This window comes from Streptococcus parasanguinis, from assembly GCF_015557775.1.
Taxonomy (GTDB): domain Bacteria; phylum Bacillota; class Bacilli; order Lactobacillales; family Streptococcaceae; genus Streptococcus; species Streptococcus parasanguinis_AA.
In genome coordinates this window covers 42871-54693 of the sequence record NZ_JADNOY010000008.1, presented here as the reverse complement: position 1 = coordinate 54693, position 11823 = coordinate 42871, and the positions used below count along the sequence as shown (strand labels likewise).

Genomic DNA, 11823 nt, shown 5'->3' with positions numbered 1-11823 from the left:
ATCATAATTTTAGACAAGTTCCCAATAGATTTTCTTTATGGAGTTCATAAAGAAAATCTATGTTTTCTTTTAAACATTTGAAACAAGGGATCAGAAAGTTTGGCGTTTGGCCTTTCGTTCTGCCCGACCACGCGCACGGTTTTCCGCTCGCTTAGTTTTTCTTCGCTTCTCATCAACTGCCCATTTGATTTTTTTCTTGTAGCCTGGTTTGATTTTTTTCTTTTTCTTCTTCACCAGACCAATCATTTCGATATCAAGTTTCTCTTGCTTTTTCTCACGATTCGCCCGTCTATCCCGATCATAGGTATCTTCAATAACCCCATTTTTCAACACTTTCGGTACGAAACGAATGCCCATTTTTTCTAGTTCACGGATATCTGAATCATCACTTGGTTGATAAAGAGTAATGGCTACACCTGGTAGGCCATTGCGACCTGTCCGACCAACACGGTGGACAAAGAAGGAAAGATCTTGAGGAATGGCATCGTTGATGACATGGCTCACCCCTTCGATATCAATTCCACGCGCCGCCAAATCTGTGGCCACAATATACTCAAAATCAAGATTTTTCACCTGATTCATGATCCGTTTTCGTTCACGTGGTGGGATATCTCCGTGAATCTTCGCCACTTTGAGTCCCTGAGCTACTAAATAGGCATGAAGATCATCTGCTCTTGTTTTTGTATTGACAAAAATCATGGCCAAATAAGGCTGCAAGGTCTTGGTCAATTGGAAAACTTGCTCATTTTTATCCCGTCCCTTGGTGGAAACCAGCCAATTATCAATGGTATCTGAAATCACCGTCTTGGTCTTAATTTGCTCCATAACTGGGTTTGAGAGATATTTTTTTAAGAAAGGCTGTAATTTTTGTGGAATGGTAGCTGAAAACACCAAAAACTGCAGTTGTTGCGGTAGTCTTGAAGCAATCTTATCTACGGTGGACAAAAATCCCATATCCAGTGTCATATCTGCCTCATCTACCACAAAGGTATGAGCCTTATGAATAGCCAGATCACCGGATGCAACTAGATCATAGATCCGACCTGGAGTTCCAATCACGATATGCGGTTGTTTGACCTGCAATTTTTCAATCTGACGACTTTTATCCGTTCCTCCAACATAATTGGCAATCCGAATCTCTTTTTCAGAATGACTAGCGATTTGACGAGCAGCTTGGTAAATTTGCGTTGCTAACTCCCGACTAGGAGCCGTAATCACCGCTTCAACTTGATCGTTGTCTTCATTTAACGTTTGAAAAATCGGCAAGAGGAATGTATGGGTTTTTCCAGATCCTGTCTTAGATTCCCCAACCAAATCATTCCCAGCTAAGACAATCGGAATTAGTTTTTCCTGTACTTCAGTTGCTTCTCTAAAATTGATTTCTTTCAGTGCCTCTTGAATATAAGGCTTAAAATTAAACTCTGTAAATTTCATTTTCTCAGTTCCTTTCATGATCTCTATTATTATATCAGAAAAGCTGCCTTCTTGCCTCTCTTATGAGTCATTTTTCCTAACCAACAAAGTCTCTCTGAGTCAGCAAAAAACGATGGGCAAGCCCACCGTCTTTTTTATAAGTAGAGAAGAACAAGAGTGATGACACTTGTTACCAAGGCAATGGACCACATAAAGGCATCCACTTTCCATTCTGACCAGTTTTGGCCATTACCAGAAAGGCCACCCAGTTCTAAATGATGGTGGAAAGGAGTCATTCGGAAAATCCGACGTCCTTCCCCGTAACGTTTCTTGGTCCATTTGAAATAGGTCACTTGTAGCATCACAGAACCTGTTTCAATGACATAGACAAGACCAATCAGGAGCAGGGTCCACTCTACATGCAGAGCCATTGACAAAGCTGCAAGCATCCCTCCAAGAGCAAGACTACCGACATCTCCCATAAAGATTTTAGCTGGCTTGTGGTTGAAGACAAAGAATCCAAGCAAGGCCCCAATCATACTTAAGGTGACAAAGAGAATATCCCATTTTCCTTGCATATAGGCAATAAAGGAATAGGCACTCAGGCTAATGGCAACGGAAATGCTGGCTAATCCATCAATCCCATCTGTCAAATTGACCGCATTTGAAAAACCAACCAACCAAAATAAAGCAAAGAGAATGTAGAAATGGCCCAAGTAAAGATCGTAACCAAAGACATTCAAAAGGCTTCCTGCACCGTGGCGTTCAGAAAAAATATAGAAGATGATTCCACCAACGAGTTGAAGAGCTAGTTTTTGCTTTGGATTGAGCCCTTCATTAATCTTACGAAAAACTTTTAAAAAGTCATCCAAAAATCCAACAATTCCATATAGAATCAAGATAAATAGAGTAAGTTGAACAGGGCGCGTGAAATTTCCAGTCAATACGGTAACGACAAAACTGACTAGAACTGCTGTAATGAGAAACACCACTCCACCCATTGTCGGAGTGCCAGCTTTCGCTTTGTGTTGTTTCACATCTTCATGCATTTGTTGCCCAGAAATATGAGCACGATGGTAAAATCGAATAAAGGCTGGAATAGCAGCCACTGTTAATAGAAACGATACAAGGATCGTAGCAATATACATCTTAGTCTCCTAATGTTAACGTAATCTTTTTAGTTTTATTGAGCGAGGTGTTCATTTTGACAGTTTGTTTGGTTACTTTCTTTCCACTACCTTTATAGGTAATTTCAATTCCAGTCCATTCTCCAAAGATATCTGCATTTTTCTTGGTCCACCCATACATATCTGGAACAACATCAAAGTCTTCTGTCAATAACAATACTTGTTGATTGGCTTTGACTTTAGAGCCCACATCCACAGACATCTTGCGGATATTTTTACCGGTCCCTAGTACAATTGGTTGCACCAAATTGCGACGCAATTCCTCTGAATAAGCACCTGGGCTTAGATTTTGTTTCAGATTCAACTCTTTAGAGAGAGTTTCCACAGAAGGGATTTTGTAGGTCGTTTCTTTGGTCACATCATCCAACGTTGGCGCCTCTGATGTCAAATGCAATTCGTCTTTTAAAGCAACTGCATCTTCCAAAATAGGATTGACCAGCTCTTCCCAGCTAGTGGCTGAGAATTTCACCTCTGGTTGTTGGACCGTCACATACATGATGAATTCAGGATCTTCTGCAGGTGTCATGGCTACAACCGAGTTGATATAATCATTTTCTCCTTGCAAGTATCCTTGATCTGTCGCCATCTGGGCAGTTCCTGATTTCACTGCAACGTTTTGACCTGGTACCTGAATGATGGGTCCATCGCTGTACAAGGTTCCATACTCTGGATCTGTTCCGACGGTGATCATATAGTTCCGTGTCTGTTGCGCAGCTGATCCTGAAACTGGTTTTCCAACAACTTCTTTTTTTGATTTGCGGGCTGTGTCTGATTTTTTATCGTAAATAGCACTAATAAACTTCGGCTCCAACATTTCCCCATCATTTGCAATGGCAGAAAATGCACGCAACATCTGCGTTTGGGTCACCGAAATCCCTTGACCGAAGGAAGACATGGCTTGAGTGACATAGTTATCACCTGGTAGCCCTCCAAAACCTTCGTCTCCCATTCCAAAACGTGTAGGAAGTCCGAACTTAAAGAGTGTGAGGTAATTCATCCAGACATTATTGCCCATCTTCTGTTCAAGCTTGGTCATCCCAATGTTACTTGAATAGGCAAAACCTTGAGCAATATTCATATAGCGACCTTCTGACAAGCCCATATTGACATCCCAGTCACGGATCGTCGCATCTTTTACTTGTAGTTCGTTACTGTAGTATCCTTCATTATAGGCTGGGAAGGTTCCATGATCAATCGCCGAAGCTAATAACATGACCTTCATCGTTGAACCCGGTTCATATTGATCTTGATAAAGGATGGTATTCCAGGTTTTCAAGTTTTTCAGATCCAACCCTTGTTTGGTATCCGCATTATAGGATGGACGTTGCGTTGTCGCCAGGATTTCTCCAGTTTTTGCACTCACAAGAGTCGCACTAACATACTTTCCTTTTACTTTTTCTTGGAAAACATCCATTCGCGTCTCAAGGTAGGTTTGTAATTCTGCTGAAATGGTCGTATAGACATCTTTTCCATCTTCTGTTTTGACAGAAACCTTATCTGAACCAGGAACGATATTGCCGTTTCGGTCTTTATCATAGGTGATAACCCCATTTTGTCCAGTGAGAATACGATCGAGGGATTTCTCCATCCCTGATTGTCCCTTCAGGGTTTTATTCCCCTCTTTATCTTCTTGAAGAGAGGCCTGACCTATAAATTGAGAAGCAAAAACTCCATTTTTATAGCTTCGATTTGGACTGGTTGTAAAAGCAACCCCTTCAATCTTCGCCGCTTCCATGGCCTCACGGATGGCTGTCATATTACTATAAGTTATGCCGTTTCCGTTCGAGCCAAAAGAAACTTGTTTCAATTTCTTTTGCGACAACTGTTGAATGACGTAATCCTCATCCATCCCTAAGTACTGCTTAAAGATTTCTGCTACTTTTTTAAATTGGCTCTCTTCTACATAGAGGATTTTCCCGGTTGCTGATTTGTACTTTTTATCAATAATGGCATAAACATTATAGGTCGTCGCATCTTCAGCAATTACTGCTCCATTTCGATCATAGATCGTTCCACGTTTTGCAGGAACAATGACCGTCTGCTCATGGACTTTTTTGGCTTGATCCGATAAGGTCACACCAAATTTTTTGTCAGTCCCAATGATCATTGCAAAATTAATCAGAAAGAGAAAAAAGAGGAAAATCGCCAGTACACTGAGATTTTTCCCAACTTGTTTTCGATTCTGATCCGGCAAGCGACGTTTCTTTATCGAATACCCGATCAAAAATTTTTTGAATTTATTCATCACTACTTGCACTCACTGTTTTTCGATTTTCTTTTTGCAGCTTCATTCCTTGGGAGCTAGCCAACTGTGATAAGCGGTCATAACGTGTTAATTCATTGACCTCTTGACGAACATCTGCCAATTCCGTCTTTTTGGCTTCTAGTTCCGTATTCAAATCAGTCAATTCACTTTGAACTTGTAAAATCCGTGTCTGCATAAAGACGATACTAATGGCTAAAATAACAGCTGTTAGGACAATCGACCCATAAAAAGCCTTTTCTACTCTAGAGAAACGGCGAAAGCGGTCTTGTAGTACCTGTGTTCTTGTTCTCTCATTTCTTGCTGCCATATCAATTCCTCTTACTTGTGTATTTTTCGAGCAACCCGTAGTTTTGCTGAATGGGATCGATTATTATCCTCAAGCTCTTCATCACTTGGCAAAATAGGTTTCCGGTTGACCAACTCCATCTTTGGTTTCAAATCATCTGGAATAAAGGGAAGTCCCTTTGGAACCTCAACCGTCGAAGCTTCTTTAAACAATTGTTTGGTCAATCGATCCTCTAACGAATGAAAGGTAATCACAGAAATACGACCATCGAGGGCCAACAAATCCATGGCTTGCTGAATTGATTCATCTGCAGCTCCCAGTTCATCATTGACTTCGATACGAATGGCTTGGAAAATCTGTTTAGCAGGATGGCCCTTTTTCTTGAGCTCCTTAGCTGGTTTAGCAGATTTAATAATCTCTGCTAATTCAGTCGTCGTTTCAATCGGTTTAATTGCTCGTGCTTGCTCAATTTTCCGCGCAATTTGCTTGGAAAATTTGTCCTCTCCATATTTGAAAAAAATACGGACTAGATCATGGTAATCGTAGCTATTTACGACCTCATAAGCCGTTAAGGAAGCTTCTTGATTCATCCGCATGTCCAGAGGCGCATCTTTCTTGTAAGAAAATCCGCGTTCCCGTTCATCTAACTGAGGACTAGAGACACCTAGGTCATAACAGATTCCATCAATTTCAGTCACACCCAATTCGTTTAGACGTTCCTTCAAATGACGAAAGTTATCCTTAATGAAGGTCACCATGCCTTTCTCGATGAATGGAGCTAAACGAATCTTAGCATTCTCAATTGCATGCTGATCTTGGTCAAAGGCATAAAGATGGCCCGATTCATTTAATTTTGTTAACAAATATTCGCTGTGGCCTGCCCCACCCAATGTGGCGTCTACATAGATACCATCTGGCTTAACATCCAGCATATCGATCGTTTCATGAAGCAAAACCGTTACATGATGAAATTCTTTACTCATATCTTTACTATTTTACCACAAATGGGACCAAGATGCACTCCTGAAAGAAAATTCACTAACTAATCCTATCGGGCCTTTTCGGATCCTACAAAATACCTAGACAGGCTTGATTTCACTTGTTTCCTCTAGGATTTATGATACAATATTCTTATGAAAATAAGAAAACAGATTCTCATCCCACTTTTATTGGTCGATGCTATCGCTCTCTACTTTTTTCTAACCACTATTGAGGCTGGGATTTTTTGGCTTGCTGCCCTGATCCTAGCCGGCTCACTTTGGTGGCTCAAAAAAGCCATTCAAGGACAAAAAACAGAGATGGAAGAAAAATAATTTCTTCCACCTCTGTTTTTCTTTTATTCCCTCCAAGTAATTCCTTAAAAGAAAGCAAACTAGCTCTGAAATAATAAAGAGGCTGGGACAAAAGTCCTAGCCTCTCAATTATTTTTGGATTGTCGAGCAAGACGCAGTGGTTGAGTGGGCTCTACTACGCTGATTTCATCAGCTTTTACAGCCCTACTCAACTGTGCGGAGGTGGGACGACGAAATCGAATTCTAACGAATTACCGATTTCTGTCCCACTCTCTTGCGGTTTATTTACTATGTTTCCAATTGCTGTAAATCCCAAAAAGAATGATCCAGATGGTTGCTCCAATCGCTCCAATGTATGTTGATTCTTGCAAGAAGAGACAAACGAATACAAAGAGGAAGAAAACGATGGTCAATGGATTCAACACTTTATAGGCTGGCATGATAAAACCATCTGGCATAAATTCTTTCGATTTACGGTACTTAAGATGGGCAAGCATGGTCAAAATGTAAATAGCAATGTAGACACCAGAAGAAGATGCCGTAATCAAGGCAAAAGCATCTGAGACACCTGGCAAGACATTGATAAAGGCTGAAACAGCAACCACAATCGCAGAAAAAATAATCGCGCGACTTGGAATCCCCATACGAGATAAGCTATTCAGTTTCAAACGATTCATCACTTTACTGTTTGGTGTTTCCTTTGCAATCTGGTACAAGTGACGCCCTGTTGAATAGAGGGTAGAATTCAAGGAAGATGCAGCAGCTGTCAGTACGACAAAATTAATCAATCCTGCTGCCCACTTGATTCCTACCATCTGAAAGACCGTTACAAACGGTGACTTATTGACAGGAAGCTGTTGCCAAGGGAAAATAGCCATAATCGCTAACAAAGCCCCTACATAAAAAATTACAATTCGGATTGGAATTTCTTTAATAGCTTTTGGCAATACTTGGCGAGGATTAGCTGTTTCAGAAGTGGTAATCCCAACAAACTCAATCGCTTGATAAGCAAAGAAGACCATTTGGAAGGCCATGACGAACTTGACCCAACCATTTGGAAACATTTGAAAACCACTAGTAATATTAGTTAAACTAGCGTGTCCAGCTGGTGTTTCAAAGTTCGTCGTCACCATAAAGATCCCTGTTGCGATCAGGGCTAAAATCGTGACAATCTTGATCATTCCAAACCAGAATTCAACCTCTCCAAAAACCTTCACAGCGATCAAGTTTACACAACTTAAAAGCGCTAAAAAGATAATTTGAATCTGCCAGGCTGGCCAATTTGGAAACCAAAGTTGGACATAGTTGGAAACAGCCGTGATCTCTGCCATTCCCAAAAATACCAAAGAGACCCAATAGGACCATCCTGAGAAATAACCCCAACCTTTTCCTAGATACTTGGTGATAAAGTTGATAAAGGTGTGTTGATCAGGGTCCATATAGAGCATTTCTCCGATTGCCCGCATCATCAAGTACATGAAGGCGCCAGTCAGCATATAGACTAAAATAATAGAGGGTCCTGTCAAAGAAAGGGAACGACCGGCTCCAAGAAAGAGTCCTGTCCCGATGGTTCCTGCAATAGCGATCAGCTGAACATGCCGATTTTGCAGACCACGAACCATCCCATTTTCGGTTTCTTGACTAGGATGATGTTTTTTTGACATATGATTACTCCAATTCTTTTTCTGTACATTTTCAGAAAAGTATACTTCAAATTTTCACACAATCTACTATACCATGTTTTTAAAAATTGGTCAATCTAGTCCAGAATATTCTGAATTTTAAATATACAAAAGAGTGCTGGAGTCTCTTCCAGCACTCTTTTGCTTATGAATTGGGATCATCCAAACTACGGCCATGCAAACCTTTTTCCCGTTGCACTTGGCGTAGTTTTTCAGGTGTCACATCGTTACCTTCTTCGTCCACCACCTTAATTCCTTCGATATGGTGACGAACGGAACGACGATAGCCTTCAATGTATTCTTCACGAAGTTTTGCTTGCTCCACTTCTTCTTCTGGCGTCAAACCTTCGGTTTTTTTCTTTTTAGCAAGCTCATTGATACGAGCGATTTTTTCAGGTGTCATAATAAGACCTACTTTCTACCTGTTACCAGGTACTTATTTTGTGTTCAATTGGTTGAAGGCTGCAACAGCGTTAGCTTTGGCTACAAGACCTGCAAGAAGGGCCAAACGGTTGTTTTTAACAGCCTCATCTTCTGCCATTACCATAGTATTGTCAAAGAAAGCATCGATGACTGGGCTAAGAGCAAAGAGTTGAGCCAATTTGTCGCTAGCTGAACCAGTCAATTCAAGATCTTCAATTGCTTTAGCAAGGGCTTTTTCTTGATCGTTTTCAAAGAGACTGGCATCGACTGCTACTGAAGCATCTGCTTTTTCTGCCAAGTTAAAGGCACGAGAGAGGGACTCAACAGCCGCCTTATAACCATCGGTCTTCGCAGCTTCTGAAAGAGCTTCAGCTGCTTCCAGCATATCAGCCACGACAAAGTTTGAACCAGCAAGAACAGCGTCTTTGATATCTTTTGGTGTGCGTCCCATCATCTTGTCCACACGCGCCTTGATGAAGTTGAGCACTTCTGCTTGATTGTCATAGGAAAGGCTATCAAATGAAAGTCCGTAAAGGCTGTCAATCAACTCATCCATAGGGATATGCCAACCAAAGGCATCCAAGATACGAACAATCCCTTGTGTTGCACGACGAAGCGCATATGGGTCATTGGAACCTGATGGAATCAAGCCAACTGAGAAGAAGGAAAGAAGTGTATCCAATTTATCTGCAAGGGCAAGAATGGCACCAACCTTAGTCTCTGGAAGGACTCCGTCTGCTGAATCAGGAAGGTAGTGCTCACGGATAGCTGTCGCTACCGCAGAATCTTCACCAGCAAGGAGAGCGTATTTTTCACCCATGATTCCTTGCAATTCATCGAACTCTCCGACCATACCCGTCAAGAGGTCAAATTTGTAGATTTCAGCTGCACGAGCGACAGCTGCCGTTTCTTCAGCAGTCAAACCAGCTTGCTCAGCTAGTGACGCTGCAATGACACCAGCGCGCGCCATGTGTTCTGAAAGAGAACCAATTTTTTCATGGAAGGTCACGTTCGCCAATTTAGCAACGAGGTCTTCAATCTTAAGTTTTTGGTCTTCACGCCAGAAGAATTCACCATCTTCGAGACGCGCCACCAAGACTTTTTCATTTCCTCGGATGACATTTTCCAAGTGCTCAGCGTTCCCATTACGGACGGAGATGAAGTTTGGTTTGAGCTTACCATCAAGGTCACGTACAACAAAGTAACGTTGGTGCGTTTCCATTGAGGTCACCAAAACTTCTTCTGGAACGTCCAAATATTTGGTGTCAAAACTTCCCATAAAGGCAGTTGGGTATTCGACCAAGTTCAAAACTTCATTCAAAAGTCCTTCTTCGATTTGGACCTGAACACCTTGATCTGCCTCGATGGCTTTGATTTGCTCACGAATCATGTTTTCACGTTCTTTGCTATCCGCAATCACGTAAACGGTACGAAGGTCTTCTTCATAAGAATCCGCATTAGTAATTTCTACTTCATGTCCAAGGAAACGGTGCCCACGGCTCACACGACCTGAGTGGATATCCAAGAAGTCAAGGTCGAGCGCTTCGTCGCCCAAAAGAACGATCAAGGTGTGAACTGGGCGAATGTATTCAAAGGTGTTGTTAGCCCAGTGCATGCTAACAGGAAAGGTCAATGAAGCAAGCACCTCTGGAACGCCAGCCAAGACTTCTTTAGCTGGTTTTCCAGCTTCGTGCTTCGTAACATAAACGTACTCTTCCCCTTTGACTTCACGGAATTCGATATCATCAACCGTCAAGCCTTTCCCACGGACGAATCCTTGAGCCGCTTTTGAGAAGTTTCCATCTGCATCCAAGGCGATTTTCTTAGAAGGTCCTTTAAAATCTTCAGTCAAATCAGATTGTTGATCCGCCAAACCAATCACACGGACAGCTAAACGGCGTGGTGTTGAGAAGGTTTGAATGCTTTCGTATGAAAGACGGTTGTCATCCAAGAAGGCTGCCATTTTCTCACCCAGTTGTTTTTCACTTGGTGTGACAACGTAGGCTGGCAACTCTTCAAGTCCAAGTTCTACTAATAAGTTTTTTGTCATGTTTTTTCTCCGAAAAATATCTTTTTTTTCCAGTTTGCCTTATGTGATTGGCACGCAGCAACCGACTTCGTCGTTTCATTGCTAAAATTGGAGCCTAAGGTCTCCAATTTTGCCTGGTATCGTTAGTTTCTCTAACGATACCTTTATCACTGCGGCAACTGGTTCTGTAGGATTGCTCTATCAGTCAATCCCATCTAATACGCTCTCTTTATTCTTCCTCTTCTGCTAGGAGTTTGGCGCGTGTGGCTTCGTCGAGAAGTGGGTAACCGAGTTTCTTGCGTTCTGCGACGAAAGTTTTGGCTACGACACGGGCCAAGTTACGGATGCGGGCAATATAGCCGGCACGTTCTGTAACGGATACAGCACCACGAGCGTCAAGCAAGTTGAAGGTATGCGAACATTTCAAAACGTAGTCATAGGCTGGGTGAACAAGGCCCAATTCCAAAGCACGTCCTGCTTCTTTTTCAAATTTTTCGAAGTTTTCAAGAAGCATATCTTGGTCAGAAACTTCAAAGCTGTATTTTGAGTGTTCATATTCTGGTTGAAGGAAGATTTCTCCGTACTTAACGCCGGGAGCCCACTCAATATCATAAACAGAATCGACTTCTTGGATGTAAGAAGCCAAACGTTCCAAACCGTAAGTGACCTCAGAAGTTACCGGACCAGTTGCCAAACCACCAACTTGTTGGAAGTAGGTGAACTGAGTGATTTCCATACCGTCCAACCAAACTTCCCAACCAAGACCAGCTGAACCAGTTGATGGGTTTTCCCAGTTATCTTCAACGAAACGGATATCGTGTTCCAAAGGATTGATCCCCAATTTTTCCAATGACTCAAGGTAGAGTTCTTGAATATTTGATGGTGATGGTTTCATCACCACTTGGAATTGGTGGTGTTGGTAAAGACGGTTTGGGTTTTCCCCGTAACGTCCATCTGCTGGACGACGTGATGGCTCTACATAAGCCGCATTCCATGGTTCAGGACCAATGGCACGAAGGAAGGTGTAAGGACTCATGGTTCCCGCACCTTTTTCATTATCATAAGCCTGCATGAGCATACAACCCTGGTCATTCCAGTATTGTTGCAAAGTCAAAATAATTTCTTGGAAGGTTAGTTTTTTTGACATCTTCTTCTCCTTTTTATAAATTCTTGCGACATGAGTCTGCCTCGTCGATTTTACGAAGCAAGACGAGTTAGTACTGCGTCTAGCTCAGGCACCAGGGT

Annotated in this window: 10 protein-coding genes; 1 reads left to right on the top strand and 9 read right to left on the bottom strand. The window is 42.0% G+C overall.

The window, feature by feature from the left end; all coding sequences use genetic code 11:
- Positions 1 to 90 precede the first annotated feature (90 nt).
- From I2F76_RS09720 to rsmH, 5 genes are all read right to left on the bottom strand, one after another.
- A complete protein-coding gene (locus I2F76_RS09720) occupies positions 91 to 1434 on the bottom strand; it encodes a DEAD/DEAH box helicase (protein WP_195487754.1) in 1344 nt (447 codons plus the stop codon).
- A gap of 134 nt (positions 1435 to 1568) precedes the next feature.
- On the bottom strand, positions 1569 to 2561 hold the full coding sequence (gene mraY, locus I2F76_RS09715) for a phospho-N-acetylmuramoyl-pentapeptide-transferase (protein WP_195487753.1): 993 nt from the start codon (positions 2559 to 2561) through the stop codon (positions 1569 to 1571).
- 1 nt (position 2562) lies between these two features.
- The gene (gene pbp2X, locus I2F76_RS09710) at positions 2563 to 4845 is read right to left on the bottom strand and encodes a penicillin-binding protein PBP2X (RefSeq protein ID WP_195487752.1); all 2283 of its coding nucleotides are present in this window, start codon (positions 4843 to 4845) and stop codon (positions 2563 to 2565) included.
- Positions 4838 to 5173 carry a cell division protein FtsL gene (ftsL, locus tag I2F76_RS09705; protein ID WP_021154536.1) on the bottom strand — a complete coding sequence of 112 codons (336 nt, stop codon included), beginning with the start codon at positions 5171 to 5173 and terminating at the stop codon, positions 4838 to 4840. The genes pbp2X and ftsL overlap by 8 nt, the downstream gene beginning before the upstream one ends.
- Positions 5174 to 5184: 11 nt before the next feature.
- The gene (gene rsmH / locus I2F76_RS09700; RefSeq protein WP_024054758.1) at positions 5185 to 6135 is read right to left on the bottom strand and encodes a 16S rRNA (cytosine(1402)-N(4))-methyltransferase RsmH; all 951 of its coding nucleotides are present in this window, start codon (positions 6133 to 6135) and stop codon (positions 5185 to 5187) included.
- A 150-nt stretch (positions 6136 to 6285) separates the two neighbouring features.
- Between rsmH and I2F76_RS09695 the strand changes: the two genes are divergently transcribed.
- Positions 6286 to 6465 carry a hypothetical protein gene (locus I2F76_RS09695; protein ID WP_195487751.1) on the top strand — a complete coding sequence of 60 codons (180 nt, stop codon included), beginning with the start codon at positions 6286 to 6288 and terminating at the stop codon, positions 6463 to 6465.
- Between the two features lie 260 nt (positions 6466 to 6725).
- Here I2F76_RS09695 and I2F76_RS09690 read toward each other — a convergent pair whose 3' ends face one another.
- The 4 genes from I2F76_RS09690 to glyQ all read right to left on the bottom strand — a co-directional run bounded on the left by I2F76_RS09690 (position 6726) and on the right by glyQ (position 11725).
- Positions 6726 to 8108: an amino acid permease gene (locus I2F76_RS09690; protein ID WP_195487750.1), complete on the bottom strand. Its 1383-nt coding sequence runs from the start codon at positions 8106 to 8108 to the stop codon at positions 6726 to 6728.
- Between the two features lie 163 nt (positions 8109 to 8271).
- Entirely contained in the window at positions 8272 to 8529 is a 258-nt protein-coding gene (locus I2F76_RS09685; protein ID WP_023920274.1) for a DUF896 family protein, read from the bottom strand.
- 33 nt (positions 8530 to 8562) lie between these two features.
- On the bottom strand, positions 8563 to 10599 hold the full coding sequence (gene glyS, locus I2F76_RS09680; RefSeq protein ID WP_195487749.1) for a glycine--tRNA ligase subunit beta: 2037 nt from the start codon (positions 10597 to 10599) through the stop codon (positions 8563 to 8565).
- 208 nt (positions 10600 to 10807) lie between these two features.
- The gene (gene glyQ, locus I2F76_RS09675; protein WP_002886077.1) at positions 10808 to 11725 is read right to left on the bottom strand and encodes a glycine--tRNA ligase subunit alpha; all 918 of its coding nucleotides are present in this window, start codon (positions 11723 to 11725) and stop codon (positions 10808 to 10810) included.
- Between the last annotated feature and the right edge of the window lie 98 nt (positions 11726 to 11823).

Bases quoted from the DNA above. Each gene is read 5' to 3' on its own strand.
- I2F76_RS09720 (WP_195487754.1), bottom strand. From the start codon at position 1,434: ATGAAATTTACAGAGTTTAATTTTAAGCCTTATATTCAAGAGGCACTG.
- mraY (WP_195487753.1), bottom strand. From the start codon at position 2,561: ATGTATATTGCTACGATCCTTGTATCGTTTCTATTAACAGTGGCTGCT.
- pbp2X (WP_195487752.1), bottom strand. From the start codon at position 4,845: ATGAATAAATTCAAAAAATTTTTGATCGGGTATTCGATAAAGAAACGT.
- ftsL (WP_021154536.1), bottom strand. From the start codon at position 5,173: ATGGCAGCAAGAAATGAGAGAACAAGAACACAGGTACTACAAGACCGC.
- rsmH (WP_024054758.1), bottom strand. From the start codon at position 6,135: ATGAGTAAAGAATTTCATCATGTAACGGTTTTGCTTCATGAAACGATC.
- I2F76_RS09695 (WP_195487751.1), top strand. From the start codon at position 6,286: ATGAAAATAAGAAAACAGATTCTCATCCCACTTTTATTGGTCGATGCT.
- I2F76_RS09690 (WP_195487750.1), bottom strand. From the start codon at position 8,108: ATGTCAAAAAAACATCATCCTAGTCAAGAAACCGAAAATGGGATGGTT.
- I2F76_RS09685 (WP_023920274.1), bottom strand. From the start codon at position 8,529: ATGACACCTGAAAAAATCGCTCGTATCAATGAGCTTGCTAAAAAGAAA.
- glyS (WP_195487749.1), bottom strand. From the start codon at position 10,599: ATGACAAAAAACTTATTAGTAGAACTTGGACTTGAAGAGTTGCCAGCC.
- glyQ (WP_002886077.1), bottom strand. From the start codon at position 11,725: ATGTCAAAAAAACTAACCTTCCAAGAAATTATTTTGACTTTGCAACAA.